General features: G+C 68.7%; 14 protein-coding genes and 1 riboswitch. Of the genes, 8 read left to right on the top strand and 6 right to left on the bottom strand.

Annotation, left to right across the window (positions count from 1 at the left end; translation table 11 throughout):
* Nucleotides 1-73 precede the first annotated feature (73 nt).
* Nucleotides 74-1,669, top strand: coding sequence for a gamma-glutamyltransferase family protein (locus MFF40_RS17160; RefSeq protein WP_147853783.1), 1,596 nt, complete (start codon nt 74-76; stop codon nt 1,667-1,669).
* 268 nt (nt 1,670-1,937) lie between these two features.
* Here MFF40_RS17160 and MFF40_RS17155 read toward each other — a convergent pair whose 3' ends face one another.
* The 3 genes from MFF40_RS17155 to MFF40_RS17145 all read right to left on the bottom strand — a co-directional run bounded on the left by MFF40_RS17155 (nt 1,938) and on the right by MFF40_RS17145 (nt 4,530).
* Complete coding sequence (locus MFF40_RS17155; RefSeq protein WP_147853784.1) at nt 1,938-2,795, bottom strand: class I SAM-dependent methyltransferase; 858 nt, start codon at nt 2,793-2,795, stop codon at nt 1,938-1,940.
* A gap of 12 nt (nt 2,796-2,807) precedes the next feature.
* Entirely contained in the window at nt 2,808-3,317 is a 510-nt protein-coding gene (locus MFF40_RS17150) for an OsmC family protein (protein ID WP_147853785.1), read from the bottom strand.
* Between the two features lie 79 nt (nt 3,318-3,396).
* Nucleotides 3,397-4,530: an aminotransferase class I/II-fold pyridoxal phosphate-dependent enzyme gene (locus MFF40_RS17145; protein ID WP_147853786.1), complete on the bottom strand. Its 1,134-nt coding sequence runs from the start codon at nt 4,528-4,530 to the stop codon at nt 3,397-3,399.
* Nucleotides 4,531-4,771: 241 nt separating this feature from the next.
* On the opposite strand from MFF40_RS17145, the gene MFF40_RS17140 reads away from it, so the two are divergent.
* The 3 genes from MFF40_RS17140 to MFF40_RS17130 all read left to right on the top strand — a co-directional run bounded on the left by MFF40_RS17140 (nt 4,772) and on the right by MFF40_RS17130 (nt 7,280).
* Nucleotides 4,772-6,040 carry an adenosylmethionine--8-amino-7-oxononanoate transaminase gene (locus MFF40_RS17140; protein WP_147896489.1) on the top strand — a complete coding sequence of 423 codons (1,269 nt, stop codon included), beginning with the start codon at nt 4,772-4,774 and terminating at the stop codon, nt 6,038-6,040.
* Nucleotides 6,041-6,172: 132 nt separating this feature from the next.
* Nucleotides 6,173-6,562: a response regulator gene (locus tag MFF40_RS17135; protein WP_147853788.1), complete on the top strand. Its 390-nt coding sequence runs from the start codon at nt 6,173-6,175 to the stop codon at nt 6,560-6,562.
* An 85-nt stretch (nt 6,563-6,647) separates the two neighbouring features.
* Nucleotides 6,648-7,280 (top strand): MarR family winged helix-turn-helix transcriptional regulator, encoded by a 633-nt coding sequence (locus MFF40_RS17130; RefSeq protein WP_147896490.1) that lies wholly within the window; start codon nt 6,648-6,650, stop codon nt 7,278-7,280.
* Between the two features lie 12 nt (nt 7,281-7,292).
* Here the strand turns inward: MFF40_RS17130 and MFF40_RS17125 are convergent, their stop codons facing one another.
* Complete coding sequence (locus MFF40_RS17125) at nt 7,293-8,510, bottom strand: GTP-binding protein (protein ID WP_147896491.1); 1,218 nt, start codon at nt 8,508-8,510, stop codon at nt 7,293-7,295.
* Nucleotides 8,511-8,695: 185 nt separating this feature from the next.
* Here MFF40_RS17125 and MFF40_RS17120 point away from each other — a divergent pair, with 185 nt between their 5' ends.
* Together MFF40_RS17120 and MFF40_RS17115 are read left to right on the top strand one after the other, a co-directional pair.
* Nucleotides 8,696-10,837 carry a TonB-dependent receptor gene (locus MFF40_RS17120; protein ID WP_147896492.1) on the top strand — a complete coding sequence of 714 codons (2,142 nt, stop codon included), beginning with the start codon at nt 8,696-8,698 and terminating at the stop codon, nt 10,835-10,837.
* 288 nt (nt 10,838-11,125) lie between these two features.
* Entirely contained in the window at nt 11,126-12,226 is a 1,101-nt protein-coding gene (locus tag MFF40_RS17115) for an oxidoreductase (RefSeq protein WP_147853791.1), read from the top strand.
* 233 nt (nt 12,227-12,459) lie between these two features.
* On the opposite strand, the gene MFF40_RS17110 is transcribed toward MFF40_RS17115, so the two are convergent.
* Together MFF40_RS17110 and MFF40_RS17105 are read right to left on the bottom strand one after the other, a co-directional pair.
* Nucleotides 12,460-13,920: a PepSY domain-containing protein gene (locus tag MFF40_RS17110; RefSeq protein WP_147896493.1), complete on the bottom strand. Its 1,461-nt coding sequence runs from the start codon at nt 13,918-13,920 to the stop codon at nt 12,460-12,462.
* A complete protein-coding gene (locus MFF40_RS17105; protein ID WP_238261483.1) occupies nt 13,917-16,046 on the bottom strand; it encodes a TonB-dependent receptor in 2,130 nt (709 codons plus the stop codon). Before MFF40_RS17105 ends, MFF40_RS17110 begins: the two co-directional genes overlap by 4 nt.
* A gap of 346 nt (nt 16,047-16,392) precedes the next feature.
* A riboswitch (cobalamin riboswitch) is annotated at nt 16,393-16,587 on the bottom strand.
* A 397-nt stretch (nt 16,588-16,984) separates the two neighbouring features.
* Here MFF40_RS17105 and MFF40_RS17100 point away from each other — a divergent pair.
* Complete coding sequence (locus MFF40_RS17100; RefSeq protein ID WP_147857412.1) at nt 16,985-17,344, top strand: HigA family addiction module antitoxin; 360 nt, start codon at nt 16,985-16,987, stop codon at nt 17,342-17,344.
* 647 nt (nt 17,345-17,991) lie between these two features.
* A protein-coding gene (locus tag MFF40_RS17095) for an IS5 family transposase (protein WP_147857411.1) occupies nt 17,992-18,749 on the top strand; the annotation gives its coding sequence in 2 pieces (ribosomal slippage) (nt 17,992-18,304 and nt 18,304-18,749; 759 coding nt in all).
* Nucleotides 18,750-18,813 lie beyond the last annotated feature (64 nt).

The following is an 18,813-nucleotide window of genomic DNA, read 5'->3' as shown; positions in this document are numbered from 1 at the left end:
CTCGCGAACCGTGATCCCTTGCGGCGGCCGCAGACTTGCCTAACGCTGCGGCCGGAACACCACAGGATCTTCGATGCTCGAGACCCCCGTCTTCTCCGACAGCGCCGTCGCGGCCCCCCACCACCTGGCCGCCTCGGCCGGCCGGACCGTGCTGGCGCAGGGCGGCAACGCCATTGAGGCGATGGTGGCGATGGCGGCCTCGATCGCCGTGGTCTACCCGCACATGAACAGCATCGGCGGCGACGGTTTTTGGCTGGTGCGCGAGCGCGGTGGGCGGGTGCGCGGCATCGAGGCCTGCGGGCCGGCCGGGCGCCTCGCGACGATCCAGCGCTACCGCGAGAAGGGTTACGACACGATCCCGTCGCGCGGCCCCGACGCCATGGTGACGGTGGCCGGCGCGGTCGGTGGCTGGGAACTCGCACTGGCGCTGTCCAAGGCGCTCGGCGGTCGCCTGCCCGTGGACGTGCTGCTCGCCGACGCGATCACCCAGGCCCGCGACGGGGTCCCGGTCTCACCGAGCGAGGAGCGCTACACGCCGCAGCCGGGCGACACCCTGCATGAGGCCCCGAACTTCGCCGCGACCTTTCTCAACGATGGCAAGCCCTACCGGGCCGGCGAGATCCGCAAGCTCTCGGCCCTCGGGGCGACCCTGGAGCAGCTCGCGCATGCCGGACTGGACGACTTTTACCGAGGCGATGTCGCCCACGAGATCGGCGCCGACCTGGAACGCTTCGACGCGCCGGTGACCCGGGCCGACCTCAAGGCCTACCAGGCGGTCGAGCGCAGGCCGCTGGCCCTGCGTCGGCGCGACGCCACGCTGTTCAACTTCCCGCCCCCGACCCAGGGGCTCGCGGCCTTGATCCTCCTCGGCCTGTTCGACCGATTGAACGTCTCCGCCCCCGAGAGCCTCGCGCACTACCACGGGCTGATCGAGGCGACGAAGCGCGCCTTCGCGATCCGCGACCGGGTGGTGACCGATTTCGGTCGCCTGCGCCACGACATCGAGGAGTTCCTGGCGCCGGCCTTCCTCGCTACGGAAGCCGCGCGCATCGACATGAAGCGCGCCGCAACGGTCCCCCTGCGCGATTCCCCCGGCGACACGGTCTGGATGGGGGCGATCGACCGCGACGGGCTGGCGGTCTCGTACATCCAGTCGGTCTATTGGGAATACGGCTCCGGGGTGGTTCTGCCGCGTACCGGCATCGACTGGCTCAACCGGGGCGTCTCGTTCTCCCTCGACCCGGCCGCCGTGAATCCGCTGGAGCCGGGCCGGCGCCCGTTCCACACCCTGATCCCGGCACTGGCCTGCTTCGACGACGGCCGGGTCTTGGCTTACGGCGCGATGGGTGGAGACGGTCAGCCCCAATTCCAGGCGCAGATCTTCTGCCGCTACGCCGATTACGGCTTCTCCGTCGCCGACGCGGTGGATGCCCCGCGGCTGCTCTACGGCCGGACCTGGGGGGCGCCTTCGCTCAGCGTGAAGGTCGAGGATCGGTTCGATCCGGCCATCCTGTCCGCTCTGGAGCGCATGGGCCACCAGATCGAGCCGGTCGGCGTACCCTACAGCGACACGCTGGGTCATGCCGGCATGCTCGTCCGCCGGGCCCGCGATGGGCGGATCGAGGCGATGCACGACCCGCGGTCCGACGGCGGCGCGTTGGGGTTCTGAATCGCGGGCGATCGCCGCTCGCGCGACGCCCTTTACCGGGCACATGCAGCGCCAGCGGAATGCGATCCTGGACCCAGCACACGATGACGCGAAGCCGCCGAAATATCGCTTCTCGATCGTGCCGCTGGGCGGCGTCTTCTGCGCTGAGTCCCGGATCACCGTCCACTGACGTTCCAGGCGCCCGGGAAAGGGTTGCGTTTCATTCGGGAAGGACGGTGCTGGCGGCCCCCTCGTCGTTCGACCGGAAACCGCGGTGATCTGCCGTTCGTCAGTCCGCCTGGACCAGCCAGCAGGAGGCGCGCAGGCTGACGATACCGCCCTCCGCGTGCGGGTGCAGGGCCGCGGTGACGGCGGCTTCGGCCCGGGCGCGCAGATCGGGCTCGGCCTCGCGGACGAGACGCGCCGTCGGCCCGAGATTGATGGCGACATGGGCGGCGGCCTCCGCCGCCTCGGTATCGGTGGTCCCGCGGCCGAGCACCACGTCCCGGTCGATCGCGTCGCAGGTCACGGTCCCGAAACCGGCGTCACGCAGCAGCGCGATCAGCCGCGCATCGTCGGCGAAGCGGAACGGACCGGGCGTATCCGGTTGCGGGGTCGGCGGGATCTCGGGCAGGAGCGGCAGCACCGCATCGCGCGGCACCGTCACCCAGAGGTTTTCCGGCAGCGCCCGCCAGCACAGGAAGGTCAGTCGCCCCCCGGGGTGCAGCATCCGGCGGATGTTGGCGAAGGCGCGGGCCGAATCCGGAAAGAACATCACGCCGAACCGCGACAAGGCCTGCCGGTAGGTTCCGAGATCGGCGTTCTCTACGTCCGCCTCGACGAATCGGATCGGTGCGGCACCAGGTGGTTCCGCCTCAGCCCGGCCCCAGGCGACTGCGAGCAGCGGCGCCGAGATGTCCGCGCCGGTCACGGTCCCCTGCTGACCGACCCGGCGGGCGGCCTCCAGGGTCGTGGTGCCCGAGCCGCATCCGATATCGAGCACGGATTGCCCCGACTGGAGCGTCAAGCGCGTGAACAGCGCCTCGGTGAGCGGTGCGAACACCGCGTCGAGCACCGCCTGATTGCGGGCCCAGCGGGTGCCGACCTCGCCGTTCCAGTATTCCGTCTGGGTGATGTCGCCGGCCATCGTCGTCTTCCCTCAGGCCGACGTGACGGCGACCGACAACGCGGGTTTGCGGTTCAGGGTCTGGAACACGACGCAGTAGCGCTCGGTCAGCTTGAGCAGCTGTGCGAGTTTGTCCTCGGACGCGTCGGTGTCCAACGCGAAGAACAGCCGAATGCTGCGGAAGCCCACCGGGGCTTCCTTGTCGACGCCGAGCGTTCCGCGAAAGTCGAGGTCGCCCTCCGCAATCACCGTGCCGGAGCGCAGCGGAATCTCGAGCGCCGTCGCCACCGCCTTGAGGGTCACGCCTGCGCACGCGACCAGAGCTTCGAGCAGCATGTCCCCGGAGCACAGTTCGAGGCCGGAGCCGCCGCTGGCCGGGTGGAGCCCGGCTTCCGCAATGGCGCGGCCGGTCTCGACCTTGCAGGCGATCTTGGTGTCGTCGAGGGTACCCTTGGCCTTCAGGGTGATCACCGCCGAATCCGGCGCCGTCCGGTACTGGTCCTTGATCGGAGCCTGGAGGGCTCGCAGAGCGGTGGCGTCCATGGCGTCGTCCTCACGGTTGATCTGTGCCGGCCGGCTCCTCTTGTGCGGGAGCGTCGCCCACGAGGTATAGGGTCGGCGCTCAGGGACGGGAAGCGCGGCCGGTCAGCGCCGCCACCGCGTCGGCCAGGGCATCGACCTGCGCGTCCGTGTGGGCCGCCGAGAATGCGACCCGCAACCGCGCGGTCCCGGCCGGTACGGTCGGGGGACGGATCGCCACGACCAGGAAGCCGGCCGCCTCCAGGGCCGCGGAGATGTCGAGCGCCGCCTGCGCGTCGCCGACCAGGACTGGCACCACGGCGCTCTCGGCTTCGGGCAGGCCGAGGCGGGCGGTGAAGCGTTGGGCCAGCGCCAGCGGCCGGGTGCGCCGGGCCGGTTCCTCTTCCAGGATCGCCAGGGCTTCCAGGGCCGCGGCGGCCGAGGCCGGGGGCAGGCCGGTGGTGTAGACGAAGCTCCGGGCGCGGCTGGTCATCAGGTCGATCACCGCCCGCGAGGCGCAGAGATAGCCGCCGTAGGAGCCGAGCGCCTTCGACAGCGTGCCCATCTCCAGCGGTGCCCGCGGCCCGTCCTCGACCACGCCGATCCCGTGGGCGTCATCGACCAGCGTCCAGGCGTCGAAGGCCTCCGCGACACCCAGCAGGTCGCCGAGCGGCGCCCGGTCGCCGTCCATACTGAACACCCGCTCGGTGAGCACCAGAGCGCGGGCGTGGTGCGGGCGGTGCGCGGCGAGTGTGTCCGCGAGGTCGGCCGGATCGTTGTGGCGGAAGGTCAGCACCGTGGCGCCCGACAGCCGCGCCCCCGCCCACATGCAGGCATGGGAGAGTTCATCCAGCACCACGAGGTCGCCGTGTCCGGCGAGCGCCGGGGTGATTCCGAGATTGGCGAGGTAGCCGCTGCCGAACACCAGGGCGGCCTCGGCGCCCTTGTGGCGAGCGAGTCCCTCCTCCAGGGCGCCCAGATAGGGATGGTCGCCGGTGACGAGGCGCGAGCCGCCCGCCCCGGCCCCGTAGCGGCCGGCGGCTTCCTGCGCGGCTCCGATCACCCGCGGATGATGCGACAGGCCGAGATAGTCGTTGCACGAGAACGAGACGAGCGCCCTGCCCCGGCGCGACGCCGCGGCCCCTGTGCCGCGCTCGGTCGGCGTGAGCCGCCGCCGCAGGCTGCCGGCTTCCAGGGCGTCGAGTTTGGTGCGGGCGAAGGCGTCGAGGCTGTCCATCGGGTGGGTGATGGGGCCGCGGGGGCGGTGGATGTCAAGGTGCCGAGCGGCGCGGAGCCGCAGAAGTCACGCTCGGGCGATTTCGGGCGCCTAGGCGTGGAGGCTTCGTCGGCACAGAACAAACATTACTCGCCATTCGCCTGTCTTACCGTCTCCGGTGGATCAAAGCGGCTTCGGCGGGTTCACGCGCCGCATCGCGCGTCTGCTTGACCACTTCGGCCTTGCCGCCCATCCCTCCGCCATGACGTCCGATCGACCCTCGAAACAGAATCTCTGGCGCCCCTACACGCAGATGCGCGTGGCCGCTCCGCCCCTGAAGGCGGTGGCGACGCTTGGCAGCCGCATCATGCTGGCCAATGGCCGCGAGCTGGTGGACGGCATCGCGTCCTGGTGGACGGCGGTGCACGGCTACAACCATCCCCACATCGCCCGGGCCGTGGCCGACCAGCTGGCGCGGATGCCGCACGTGATGTTCGGCGGCCTCACCCATGCCCCGGCGGAGCGGCTGGCGTCACGGCTCGCCGCGCTGCTGCCGGGGGACCTCGACCACGTGTTCCTGAGCGATTCGGGCTCGGTCGCCGTCGAGGTCGCCCTGAAGATGGCGGCCCAGATGTGGCTCAATCGCGGGGTGAGCGGCCGGACCAAGGTGCTGGCGTTCCGGGGCGGCTATCACGGCGACACGATGGGGGCGATGTCGATCTGCGACCCCGAGGAAGGCATGCATCGCCGGTTCGGCGCTTACCTGCCCAGCCAGGTTTTTTGTGACCTGCCGAGGAGCCTGGCCGAGACCGAGGCGCTGGATGCGGCTCTGGCCGCCAATCGTGAGACGCTGGCCGCCGTGATTGTCGAGCCGCTGGTCCAGGGCGCGGGCGGCATGGTCTTGCACCCGCCGGACGTGCTGGCGACCGTCGCACGCCTCGCCCGCCGACACGGCCTGCCGCTGATCGCCGACGAGATCTTCACCGGGTTCGGGCGCACCGGCAGCCTGTTCGCCTGCGAGCAGGCCGGGATCGTGCCGGACATCCTGTGCCTGTCGAAGGCGCTCACCGGCGGCACCATGGCGCTGGCGGCCACGATCGCCCGGACGGAGGTGTTCGAGGCGTTCTGGTCCGAGGATCCGGCGGCGGCCTTGATGCACGGCCCGACCTTCATGGCCAATCCGCTGGCCTGCGCGGCGGCCAATGCCAGCCTCGACCTGTTCGAGACCGAGCCGCGCCTCAAGCAGGCCGGCGCCATCGCCCGCCGGCTCGCGGATGAGTTGTCCGGCCTGAAGGGCTTGCCCGGGGTGGCGGATGTCCGCGTGCTGGGCGCCATCGGGGCGGTGCAGTTCGCGGCGCCGCCCGACCTCGCCGCCCTCAAGACCGGCTTCCTCGACCGGGGCGTCTGGGTGCGGCCGTTCGGCGACATCGTCTATCTCACCCCCGCCCTGACCATTCCGGACGCCGATCTCGACCGGCTGATCGAGGCCGTCGTCGGCGTCGTCTCCGAGCGGGCCGCGGCGCTCGCCTGAGCGCATCCGCCACACGATCCCGCGAGCCGTCGCCACGCCGCCCTGCAACCTGGAACCGTTTCTGCCGTTGGCTCACCGCTGACAACGCGTGCGGCGGCCCTCGCGGTCGGACGCTGCCGGAGGGAGTACACAGTGGCGAGCGAGCAGACGGTTTCGGGCGGCGATCGGCCGGTGATCCTCCTCGTCGAGGACGAGGCGCTGACGATCATGGACCTCGGGGACGTGCTGGAGGATGGCGGTTACGACACGGTGCAATGTGCTTCCGCCGAGCGGGCGCTCAGCATCCTGCAGGCGCGGCCTGACATCTGTGGCCTGGTGACGGACGTCCAGCTCTCGGGAAAGACCGACGGCTTCGACCTGGCGAGCGCGGTGGCCGAGGCCCGCCCGCAACTGCCGATTCTCATCGTGTCCGGGCGGGCCGCGCCCGATCCGGCCCGGATGCCCGCCCACGCCGACTTCATCGCCCGTCCGTGCACGGGCGAGGACATCCTTGACCGGCTGAAGCGCTTGATGCCCTGTTGAGTGCAGGGCGTTTTCGGCCCCCGTCATCGCACCGTCACCGGCCCGCGCCACAGGAACCCGGGCGGCCTCGGGACGGGAGTGGACGGTGCAGGTTCAGGATGGTCCGGCGGCCGCCGGCATAGATGCGGGCGCTCCGGTGGGCGACAAGCAGAAACGTGATCGCGAGACCAAGGACGCGGGTGCGTCCGAAGGATCGTCCAAGAAGATGCGGCCGCCCGGCGTGCGCAGCGTCGGCTGGGCCCTGGTGCAGGCCGCGCGCCTGCACCGCGCGCGCACCGGTGACCGGCTGGCCAAGCTCGGCCTGTTCGCCGGGCAGGAACAGGTGGTCCAGGCCCTCGCCTCCGCCGGCACCATGACGATGGGCGACCTCGCCGCCCTCCTGCGGGTCCGCCCGCCGACCGCGTCCAAGACGGTCACCCGGCTCGCGGCTCTCGGCATCGTGGAGCGCCGGGCCGAATCGGGTGACGGCCGCGTCGTGCGGGTGCAGCTCACCGAGGCCGGCCTGGCGAAGGCCGAGGCCATCGAGCGGATCCAGGAGGATGTCGAGGCCGAGTTGCTCGACCATCTCGACAAGACCGACCGACGCCGCCTGCGCAAGCTCCTGCGCAAGGCCGCCCGCGGCCTCGCCGAGGCGGCCGGCGCCTCCGGTCAGCTCACCGATGTCGACGCGGAGATCGATGCCGAGGCCGAGGACGAGGTCGAGGCGATCCCGGTCTGACGGGCTACCGGCTCAGGCCGCCCGGCGCCAGGCCGGGAACGGGTCCGGCAGGTCGCGATAGGCTTCGGGGTCGAACACCTCCCCGTCGCCGGCCTTCACCAGGCACGCATCCAGGGCCGCGATGAGCGTGTCCCGGTCCATGCCGGTGCCGATGAAGACCAGTTCCTGGCGCCGGTCGCCCCAGACCTCGCTCCAGACCGCGTCGAGTCGCTCCTGGAACTCGGGCGCCTCCGGCCAGCGCCGGCGCGGCACCGCCGACCACCAGAACCCCATCGCGGAGATCCGCGCCACCGCGCCGGCCAAGGAAAAGTCCCCGACCCAGTCCGGCCGCGTCGCCAGCCAGAAATGGCCCTTGGCCCGGATCAGGCCCGGCCAGGTCGCGTTGACGAAGGCGTTGAACAGCTCCGGATCGAACGGCCGCCGGGCCCGGTAGACGAACGACGAGATCCCGTATTCCTCGGTCTCCGGCACGTGGTCGTGGGCGCCGTACAATTCCTGGAACCAGAGCGGGTGGCTCTGCGCCTTCGCCTCGTCGAACAGCCCGGTATCGAGGACCGCGTCGAGGGGCGCACGCCCGTGATCGACCTCCGGGATGCGGGCGTCGGCGTTCAGGCCGCGCACCACCGCGCGGACCAGGGCGCGGTGCGCCTCCGAGACGTCGCGTGCCTTGTTGATCACCACCACGTCGGCGAACTCGATCTGCTCCACCAGCAGATCGACCAGGGTGCGGGTATCCTTGGCGCCCGCGGACTCGCCGCGCTCGCGCAGGAAGGCGGCCGAGCCGTAATCCTTCAGTAGGTTCACGGCGTCGACCACTGTCACCATCGTGTTGAGGCGGGCGAGATCCGAGAGCGAGCGGCCGGCCTCGTCCCGGAACGGGAAGGTCGAGGCGATCGGCAGTGGCTCGGCGATGCCGGTGCCCTCGATCAGCAGGTCGTCGAACCGCCCCGCCTCGGACAGGCGGCGGACCTCGTTCAGCAGGTCGTCCCGCAGGGTGCAGCAGATGCAGCCGTTGGTCATCTCCACCAGCGTCTCGTTGGTCCGGGAGAGGTCGGCGCCGCCGGCCCGCACGAGGTCGGCATCGATGTTCACCGCGCTCATGTCGTTGACGATCACGGCGACCCGGCGGCCGTCGCGATTGTTGAGCACATGGTTGAGCAGGGTCGTCTTGCCGGCTCCCAGGAATCCGGACAGCACGGTGACGGGAAGGCGGGGATCGGGCTTGGCCATACACAAAACAAAACGTTATAACGTTTCAAATTCAAGCGCGGCCGGAATCTGAAGCGCGGGGCTAGCGGGCGCGCCTGTTGTAATGGTGTAACGTTTCCGGCCGATCGCGATGGGAGGCGCGATCGGCACTTGCGTCCATCCCGTGTGGAGCGTGAATGAAACGATATAACACTGTGTGAGTCACGATGACACCGACCCTCCGCCTCGCCGCCCTGGCCGGCACGATCCTGTCGGCCCCGGTCTCTGCCGGCCTGCTCGCCGCTCCGGCGCGGGCGCAGCCGGCCGTCGCCCTCGACGAGATCAGCGTCACCAGCCCCAGCCCGATCCAGACCGGCCATCCCACGGTCGGGAATGCGGCCCCGCTCCAGACCGGCATCCTGCCGGTGGCGACCAACACCTTCTCACCCGTCACCGTGGTGACCCAGGACCAGATCGCCCGCGACCAGCCCCGGACCCTGGGCGACGCCTTGTTCGACCGGCCCGGCATCTCCTCCACCACCTACGCGCCGGGCGCGGCCTCGCGGCCGATCATCCGCGGCCTCGACAACGCTCGGGTGCGGATCCAGGAGAACGGCATCGTCAACGGCGGCGTCTCGGATCTCGGCGAGGACCACGCGGTCCCGGTGAACCCGCTGGTCTCCGACCGGATCGAGGTGATCCGCGGTCCCGCGACCCTGCGCTACGGCTCCGGGGCCATCGGCGGCGTGGTCTCGGCCGACAACAATCGGGTGCCGACCTTCATCCCGGCCAACGGCGTGCAGGGGCAGGTCACCAGCGGCTTTTCCAGCGTCGACAACGGCCGGCTCGGCGCCGCCACGGTGGATGCCGGGGCCGACGGGATCGCAGTCCATGCCGACGGGTTCCGGACCGCCAACGACAGCTACGCGATCCCCGGCGGCATTCAGCGCAACTCCTACAACGAGTCGCAGGGCGGCGCGGTCGGCATCTCGGCGATCGGCGACCGCGGCTTCGTCGGCCTCTCGTTCAGCCACTACGACGCGATCTACGCGATCCCGGGCGGCGTGGCCGAGCAGGACCGCACCCGCCTGACCCCGAACCAGGACCGGGTCCTGTCGCGGGGCGAGTACCGGCCGCTGGACGGCCCGTTCGAGGTGATCCGCTACTGGGCGGGCTACTCGGTCTACCGCCACAACGAGGTCGGCATCGGCGAGGACGGGATCGAGGGCGTCCAGGCGATCTTCAAGAACCGCGAGGCCGAGGGGCGCCTGGAACTCCAGCACGTCCCGGTCGACACGCCGTTCGGCCGGCTCACCGGCGCACTCGGCTTCCAGTCGGACCGGCGGGTGATCAACACCCAGCTCGAATCGTTCCTGCCCAAGACCGAGTCCCGGGCCAACGCGGTCTACCTGTTCGAGGAATTGGAACTGCGCCCCGGCACGCGGCTGCAGGCGGCCGGCCGCTACGAGGTGGACCGGCTGTCGAGCATCGCGGCGCAGTTCCCCGCGGACTACGCCCCGGTCGATGGGCAGGATCCGTTCCAGTACGCCCGGACCCGGCGCTTCGCCCCGAAGAGCGCCAGCATCGGCGCCCTCCAGGACCTGCCCTTCGGCTTCGTGGCGAGCCTCAACGGCTCCTATGTCGAGCGCGGGCCCACCGGCTACGAGCTGTTCTCGCAGGGGCCGCACGATGCCACCGCGACCTTCGAGATCGGCAATCCGGACCTCAAGAAGGAGCGCGCCCGCACGGTGGAGGCCAGCATCCGCCGCGCGGAGGGGCCGCTGCGCCTCGACGCCACCGGCTACTACACGCGCTATACCGGCTTCATCTACCGCAACTTCACCGGGCTCGCTTGCGACGACGACTTCGCGTCCTGCGGCAGCGGCACCGAGAACCGGCAGATCGTCTACCAGCAGCAGAACGCCACCTTCTACGGCGCCGAGATCATCGGCCAGTACGATCTCCTGCCGGTCGGCGACGGCTTCGCCGGCGTCGAGGCGCAGTTCGACTTCGTGCGCGCCCAGTTCGACAACGGCACCAACGTGCCGCGCATCCCGCCCTACCGACTCGGCGGCGGCGTCTACCTGCGGGCGGACGGCTGGTTCGCACGGGTGAACCTGCTCCACGCCTTCGACCACCAGGCGACTGCCCTGTTCGAGACCCCCACCCCCGGCTACGACGACCTGCGCGCCGAGCTGAGCTACACCAAGGCGGTCGATCCGGCGGTCTATGGCGCGAGCGCGATCACCCTCGGGGTGCAGGGCCGGAACCTGCTCGACGCCGACATCCGCAACTCGACCTCGTTCAAGAAGGACGAGATCCTGCTGCCGGGCCGGAACATACGGTTATTCTTGACCGCACGGTTCTAGGGACGGTTTTCGGCGGCGGCAGCGCCGGATACGGTTCTCACGCGACGGCCCGTGATCCCCTCCATCATTGCGAGCGCAGCGAAGCAACCCGGTGTGGCGTCTCGCGCGGCGAAGTCGCGCTGCCCTGGGTCATTTCGCTTCGCTCGTGATGACGGTGGGGGCTGAGCTGACGGCGGCACGCGGCCGGAACCGGATGAGACGAGGTGCGGTGCGCCGGATGGCGTGAACCCGGGCGCTCGCGCGGCTATCATCGCGCAACCCCGATGGCCCAGACCGGACGACACCACCATGGCGAACGCACCTGCACCGATCCGAGTCGGCCTGATCGGCTACGGCTATGCCGGCAAGACCTTCCACGCCCCGCTGATCCGGGCGGTTCCGGCGCTCGACCTCCGGGTTGTCGGCTCGCGCGACCCGGCCAAGGTCCGGGCCGACCTGCCCGGTCTGGCCGTCATGGCCGATCCCGCCGCGGTCGCCGCCTCGGACGGCGTCGATCTCGTGGTGATCGCGTCCCCCAACGACACGCACGCGCCCCTGGCCCGGATCGCCCTGGAGGCCGGCAAGCACGTGGTCATCGACAAGCCCTTCACCCTCGACCTCGCCGAGGCGCGCGGCCTGGTCGCGCTGGCGCGGCGCCACGGCGGGAAGCTGTCGGTGTTCCACAACCGGCGCTGGGACAGCGATTATCTGAGCGTCCGGAAAGCCATCGCGGACGGCCTCGTCGGCAAGGTCCAGCATTTCGAATCGCATTTCGACCGGTTTCGCCCGCAGGTCCGCGACCGGTGGCGGGAGGGGGCCGGACCGGGAAGCGGGATCTGGTACGATCTCGGCCCACACCTCGTGGATCAGGCATTCCAACTGTTCGGCCTGCCCGACCTGGTGAGCGCGAACCTGGCTCGGCTGCGCCCTGGCGCGCTGTCAGACGACTGGGCCCACGTGGTGCTAGACTATCCGGACCTACGCGTGGTCCTGAACGCCAGCATGCTGGTCGCCGGCGGATCGCCCCGCTTCGTCGTCCACGGTGAGGCCGGCAGCCTCGTCAAGGAGCATCCCGACGTACAGGAGCAGCAACTTCTGGCCGGCATGGCTCCGGGGGCCCCGGGTTGGGGCCAGGATCCGGACAGGATCGCGATCCATGACGGGCGCGGCGGCGTGAAGCGCCTGCCCGCCTTGGCCGGAGACCAGCGCGGGTTCTACCAAGACCTCGCTCAGGGGATCGCCCATGGCGGCGTCGATCAGACCCCCGCGCTGGACGCGCTCCAGGTCATGGCCTGCATCGAGGCGGCCCTGATCTCGGCGCGGACCGGGACGGTGGTGGCGCTGCCGCTCGCGCCGGAGGAGCGACACGCGTCCCAGTTCGCGGGGGATGGCGCCATATCCCTTTCTTGAAGTCGAGGAACGCAGCCAAACTTGAGGCGAGGCCATGTAACCGAATGCGGCTCGTCGCAGTGGCAAAGGGTTGCACCGCCCAAGCACATGACCCGCCATTTCAGGGCGTCGCAGGCGCGCCCGGAATTCAGGACCGGCGACGGTGCAAAAGCCTGTTCCACCTGTGGTTCTAGATTCCGGGCTCCGCTCTGCGGCCACGGAATGACGGGCTGATTTACCGGAGTTGCCTCCGCTCAGCGAGTCAGCGGCGAAAAAATCCGTCCGAGGCGCCGCCAGCCCGCGACGATCCCGGTGACTGCGATCACGGCGGCGAGCAGGTTCAGGAGCCACTGCCCTGCGTCGCGCAGGGCGGGCCGTCCGGTCAGGAACGGTAGGTCGAGGCGGTGGGGCGCATCGAACAGCCAACGGTTGATCCGGCCCGAGCGGTCGAGGCGCTGCAGGAGAGTGCCGTCGCGCGGGTCGATATGAAGCCAGGTCGCGTCCGGATCGTCGAAGCGCAGGCGCAGGACCGGCAGGGGCCGCGGGTCCGTCCCATGCGGATACCAGTAGGCATCGTACGCGCCGAGCAGGCCCGCCGCCTGCACTTGTCCCGCGGGAATCGCGTCCGCGGCGGCGGCGGTAAGGGACGCCGTGTCCGGACCGGGGCCGCCGTCCGGCGCGACCGCGCGGGGGCCGTCCGCCGCCTCGGCGACCACCCACCAGCGACCGCCGACTGTGGTGAAGCGCAGCGATCGGGTGCCCGGCCCGGCGCGATCGCGCAGCCGTCCGACATCGAGCCCGAGCGGTCCCGGCGTTCCGGCATAGGCGCTGCGTAGCGCGGTCGGCGGCGTACTCGACGCGAACCAGCGGTTCGGGTTCATGGAGATCCAGCCGCTCAGGATGAAGGCCGCGAGCCCAAGCCCGCCCGCCAGGCCGAACAGGTGGTGCCAGCGCGCCAGCCCGCGATAGGGCGTGACGGCGCCGTGCGCATAGCGGCGGCGCAGGCGCAGGCGCCAGATCCCGACGACCAAGCCGCTGACCGCCCCGAGGGCGGCGAATCCGGAGAGCCAGAGCAGCACGGTCCGCCACAGCTCCGCCCGGGCGCGCAGCGGCGTCAGGTAGATCCAGTGCGGCACCGAACCGAGCCAGTTCCAGGCCCGCTCGAACCGGGTCGTGTCGAGAGCGATCTCCCCGGTTACCGCGGAGACGTAGAGCTCGGTCCCCTCCGGGTCATCGAAGACGACCTTGTGGAACGGCCGGAGCGGGTCGTAGCGAGCGGTCACGGTCCACTGGTCCCGCTCGACCGGATCGACGCGGGCATCCGGCCGATCCCCGGCGGCGAGCCGCAAGGCCGCCTCCGCACCAACCGGGCCGAGCCGCGCGCCGGTACGGCCCGATACGGTCGCCCGCGCCCCGTCGCGGCCTGTGATCCGGTAGACCGGCTCGGCACCGCGCATCTCCAGGGCGAACGCCGCCGGCACGCCCGCAAGGTCGCCGGCGGCGAGCGCCGCGTCCGGCGGGACCGCGACGGTCTCCCAATCGATCGGCGCCAGGCGCGCGAGGCGCTGGGCTTCTGTGAGTGCCGGGAACGGCACGTAGAGCATCACCAGTCCGGAGCCGATCCACAGGGCGAAGAACACGGCCGTGGCGATCCCGGCCCAGCGGTGGAACAGCAGCAGCCAGCGACGCGCGGCTTTGCCGACCCGCTGCCTCACCAAGTCACCGTGTAGGCGAGTTCCACCGAACGCGGCCGGCCCAGCAGCCAGTTGGTGCCGACCCCGTTCACGGCGTTGCCGCTGATCGCGTAGACCTTGTCGAACAGGTTGTAGACCCGCAGGCTCAGGCGCGAATCCACCGTCACCTGATGGTCGAGCACGAGGTTGACGAGGTTGTAGGCTGGGCGCCGGGCCGTGTTGGAGAAGTCGCTGTAGACCTGGCCGACGTTCTGGAGCCCCACGCGTGCCGTCCAGGCGCGGGCAAAGTCCCAGGTCAGCCAGAGATTGGCGACCCGCTCGGGCACGTCGATCGGCTGGTTGCCGGCATACGAGACGGTCGCGCCGTTCACGCTCTGATTGAACGTATCGTATTGCGCGTGCAGGAGCGCGAGGTTGCCGTCCAGCCGCCAGCCCGGGGCGAGGTGCCAGCCAAGCGCCAGCTCGAAGCCCTGCGAGGATTGCTGGCCGACCTGGGTCGACACGGTCGGCTGACCCGGCACGGTCGATATCAGGTTGTCCTTGACGATCCGGTAGCCGGCAATTGTCCATTCGAGGGCGCCGTCGAAGGCCAGCCCCTTGGCGCCGATTTCGACCTGCGTGCCGGTGGCGAGCTGGAACCCGGAGAGCGATTGCGTCAGGGTAATGAGGCTGTTCACCGGGTCGGTCGCGAAGCTGTATTGGGCGTAGAGCGCGCTGTCCGGCGTCGGGTTGTAGACCAGCCCGAACCTGTATCCGAGCGCCTGATAGGTCTTTTCGAACTGCGAGCCGGTTTGCAGATCTTGCCGGTGCAGTGTCGGCACGTCGAGCCGCACGCCGGTCAGGAACGAGAGTTTTTCGGAGAGGATCACCCGGTCCTCGGCGAAGACCGAGGCCTGGCTGGTCTGGGTCGCGTAGGCCGGCCGTGCCCGCCCGTTCTGCGGGAAGTATCCCGGATCGTAGCCGGTCAGCGGCACGCTGGTGGTCTGGTCGAAGTAAAAATTGTTCGTGTGGCGGAAGTCGATGTGGTTCACGTCGAACCCGACCGCGAACGCGTTCGGCAGGCCGAACAGGTTGCCGTTGAAGCTCGCGTCCAGGCGATTCCCGACCTGTTCCTGGCTGTGATAGATCTCGAGGTAATCGCCCCGGTCGACCAATCCCGTGCCGCGGTTGTAGGTGTATTGCTCGGTATCGAGCCAGTGGCGCCGGCTGGTGAGCCGGTAGGCCGTGTTGCGCACGATGATGTCGGCCGAGGGCGTCCACTCGGTCTTGAACTGGGTCCAGTTGTCCGCCCAGGTGATCTTCGCGTCGCGGACGTTGTAGTTGTTGAACCGGATCAGATCTGGAATTCTTCCCTCGACCAGGGGCGTCCCCCAGTAGCGCGCCGGCTCTTGGTAGCCGAGGTCGTGACTGACTGTGAAGGCGAGGTCCGGGCTCGGCTGGAACAGCAGGGCTGCCGAGACTGCGAGGTTGCGGAAATCGCCCTCCGGCCGGATCCAGCCGTCCGCGCGGTTGCCGCTGACGTTGAGGCGGTACGCGAAGGTGTCGCCGAACTCCTCCCGTCCGAGCGCCCCGCCCGAGTCCAACGCCAGCCGCGCGACGCCGTCGGTGCCGATCACCGTGCGGGCGGTGTTGATCGGCGCGAAGACCGGCTTCTTCGGCACCACGTTGATCACGCCGCCGATCGCGCCGTCGCCGTACAGGACCGAGGACGGGCCGCGCAGAACCTCGATACGCTCGACGTTCCAGGTGTCGAACGGGAACGTGACCGTGTTGGCCCCGACGTAGAAGCGGGTGCCGTCGTAGAGCTGCTGGATCGAGTTCGGCCCCGCGAAGCCGCGCGACGTGAACGCGCCGTTGCCGTTGCCCGGTGCCGCGATCGTGGTGATGCCGGTGGCGTCCTGGGTCACGGCTTCGGCGATCGTGTCCTGGCCGCGCAGCCGTGCGGTCTCACCCGACACGATATCGACGCTCGCCGGTGTCTCCAAAGGCGTAAGGCCGAGCCGGCTCGCGGTCCGGTCGGGGGTGCGCAGGTTCAACCCGATCTGGGCGGCGCGGGTCAGGCTGACGCTGCCTTCCCCCTCGACGGAGAGCTGATCGAGGGCCACGGTCTCCTGGGCTGCGGCCGGGCTTGCCAGAAACGTGAGCATGGCACCGCAGAGCGGCACACGCCGGCTGCGAGGAGGCTGTTTGGATCGCGACATGGTGAGGAAAGGTCCGAGCGCGGCGGCCGCCGGTTCGCATGCCCTAAAGGCAATGTAATAACATTGCAATTGCTGCTGCCTGTCTGAGCCGTTCCGGCCCAGGCATTGTGGCCTGGGTGGAGGATCGGGCCGCATGCAAACGCGGCCGGGATCGGCACGACAAGGGAGGGCATCGGGAACCGGGACGCGGGCGCGCTTGCTGTGGCACGTCACCGCGAACGAGGCCTCGCCGACCGCGCTCGCGCACGGCCGTCTCGACACCCGCCAGGACACCCCGCCTGACGCGTTTCGCGTGTGACCACGGCTGACGGCAGGTCTCCTGGCTCGCGGGTCGCCGCCCTCGCACCGTCTTCCCGGGCTTGAGGCCCAGTGACGTGGTGGTGAAGGACTCGCCGCTCACAGTTGCGGGGACAGCCGCGGTTTCAGGGCAGGCCCCTCACCGCGTTCCCTTTTGATCCCCGAGGGGAACCGTCGCCGAGCAGCTTGGCTGTATGCCGGTGGATCGTCAAGCGTGTGGATATCCGGGCCCCTGCGGGGGCGGCCTGCGATCGGGCACAGGATCGCCTCGCGCGATGCCTGACGGATCACGGAGCAACGGCAGCATGACGTAAGATTTTTTATTAACAAATGTAATTTTTTAGACATATATTTCTGAATTTAAATATTATAAACTTTTTTGTGGGCATCAAAGATGTCGTTTAATCAAGTCCACGGATTTATATCTATGTTTTCAGTGTTGAAAAAATCACGGAACCTTTTTGATCTGTAGCGTAAAATTCTCGATCCCCAAGGAGAGATAAGTTTTAATGCCATATCATCTAAAATAGCAGGTTTCGATCTGTCACCTATTCGTTGATGGTTCAAAATCCAGTGAGGGAATCATTATGAATTCACCTTATGTATCAGAGAATCCCTGCCATCCTGGCGGGTTCGTTCGTCGCAATGTCCTTGAGCCGCGCAACCTGGCCGTCATGGCTGCGGCCAGCCTGCTCAACGTGACGCGCCAAACGCTGTCCGACTTCCTGAACGAGAAGGCCCCACTCACGGCCGAACTGGCTCTACGGATCGAGAAGGTGTTCGGGTCCCGCATGGAAATGCTGATGGAGATGCAGACCCGCTTCGATATCTCGCGCGCGCGGAAACTCGAACGGAGGGTCGAGAGGGAACTCGCGGGCCGGACGGGCGTCCAACCCCCGACCGAAAGGACTCAGGTGATCGTCAAGCGCGTCCACGCGTTCGGGTGAGCTCAGTTCGCGGCGACCGGATCTCCGGGATACCGCAACGGTACCGGATCCCCCTGCGCGACGCGGGGTGAACGCGCATCAGTCCGGCCTCCACGCCTTCGTCGCCTCTAGGCCGGGACACGCTGCTTGGCCGCATGATGGACGACTCCGAAAAACACCTCAGCGCGTTTCCACACGGGACCGGGTGACGATCGCAGGGGGACCAGCCCCCACGCCTCGATATCGATCGTCGTCACGGGATAAGGCGACCGGAATTTTCCATATCGGACGATATCGCGCGCGCGATCCTGATCGTGTTGCATCGGATTCATTTGATCAGGCCGTATCGCGGCAATATTTTACCTGCGAATAGCGGAGAGTTTACAAGTAACGGCAATTAAATTCTTGGCGTATTTGATCCGAATCTACAAATAACGCTAAGATTGACATGCGGAAATCCGATTGGTATCGGCGCTTTGCTTAAATCTGCAAGGCAATAAAATTTGTATCCGGCAAAATATATTAAAAAGATGGGCGGCTAAGTTAATCGGCTAGTCCGATGCTGCTGGCGGAGCGCTGCTTGCGCCCATGTGGCCTAGGTCGTGAACCCATAACGGGTGGCACGGTTTGGTCGGGGCGTCGTTGGTTCTCCGAATGGAGGACCGAGGATGGCGCGGTTTGACCTGACGGACGCAGAGTGGGCGGTGATCGAGCCGGTTCTGCCGACGGACGTACGCGGCAAGGATCGGGTGGACGACCGACGGGTGCTGAACGGGATCTTCTGGCGGCTGCGCACGGGTGCGCCGTGGGCCGACATCCCGGCGCGTTACGGGCCCTACACGACCTGCGGCAACCGCTTCCGGCGCTGGCGCAAGCGCGGCATTTGGGATCGGCTTCTGGCTGCTGTGTCGAAGGCTTACGAGGGCGATCTGCAGATGATCGACGCCACCAGCGTGCGGGTGCACCAGCATGCAGCCTGCGCCAAAAAAAAGACGGCGGATCCGGTGGCATGGGTCGCTCACGGGGCGGCCTGACCAGCAAGATCCACGCGCTGGTGGATGCCGAGGGCCGTCCCGTTGCGCTGAAGATCACGCCCGGTCAGGCGCATGACGGGCGCTCGGCGACCGACATGCTGGGCGGGCTGGGTGAAGGCCAGGTCCTGCTAGGTGACCGGGCCTACGACAGCGATGCGCTGCGAGCCCGGATGTCCGAGCAGGGTGCTTGGGCGAACGTGAAGCCGATGCCCAACCGAAAGCAGGTCTTGGCCTTCAGCCCGTTCCTGTACAAGTACCGCAATCGGGTCGAACGCTTCTTCAGCAAGATCAAGCACTTCCGTGCCGTCGCCACCCGCTACGACAAGGATCCCGACAACTTTCTTGCCAGCGTCAAACTCGCCGCCGTTCGGGTCTGGCTACGAACTTTATGAGTCCGCGACCTAGCACTACTTTGGCATTTTGACTTCAGGGTGGCAGATTGAGAACGGCGTCACA

The organism is Methylobacterium mesophilicum (assembly GCF_022179445.1).
In the GTDB taxonomy this organism is placed as follows: Bacteria; Pseudomonadota; Alphaproteobacteria; order Rhizobiales; family Beijerinckiaceae; genus Methylobacterium; species Methylobacterium mesophilicum.
This window is presented reverse-complemented; position numbering and strand designations above follow the sequence as displayed.

What these genes read in the sequence shown, in the direction of transcription:
- MFF40_RS17160 (WP_147853783.1), top strand. Translation starts at nt 74, where the DNA reads ATGCTCGAGACCCCCGTCTTCTCCGACAGCGCCGTCGCGGCCCCCCAC.
- MFF40_RS17155 (WP_147853784.1), bottom strand. Translation starts at nt 2,795, where the DNA reads ATGGCCGGCGACATCACCCAGACGGAATACTGGAACGGCGAGGTCGGC.
- MFF40_RS17150 (WP_147853785.1), bottom strand. Translation starts at nt 3,317, where the DNA reads ATGGACGCCACCGCTCTGCGAGCCCTCCAGGCTCCGATCAAGGACCAG.
- MFF40_RS17145 (WP_147853786.1), bottom strand. Translation starts at nt 4,530, where the DNA reads ATGGACAGCCTCGACGCCTTCGCCCGCACCAAACTCGACGCCCTGGAA.
- MFF40_RS17140 (WP_147896489.1), top strand. Translation starts at nt 4,772, where the DNA reads ATGACGTCCGATCGACCCTCGAAACAGAATCTCTGGCGCCCCTACACG.
- MFF40_RS17125 (WP_147896491.1), bottom strand. Translation starts at nt 8,510, where the DNA reads ATGGCCAAGCCCGATCCCCGCCTTCCCGTCACCGTGCTGTCCGGATTC.
- MFF40_RS17120 (WP_147896492.1), top strand. Translation starts at nt 8,696, where the DNA reads ATGACACCGACCCTCCGCCTCGCCGCCCTGGCCGGCACGATCCTGTCG.
- MFF40_RS17115 (WP_147853791.1), top strand. Translation starts at nt 11,126, where the DNA reads ATGGCGAACGCACCTGCACCGATCCGAGTCGGCCTGATCGGCTACGGC.
- MFF40_RS17105 (WP_238261483.1), bottom strand. Translation starts at nt 16,046, where the DNA reads ATGCTCACGTTTCTGGCAAGCCCGGCCGCAGCCCAGGAGACCGTGGCC.
- MFF40_RS17100 (WP_147857412.1), top strand. Translation starts at nt 16,985, where the DNA reads ATGAATTCACCTTATGTATCAGAGAATCCCTGCCATCCTGGCGGGTTC.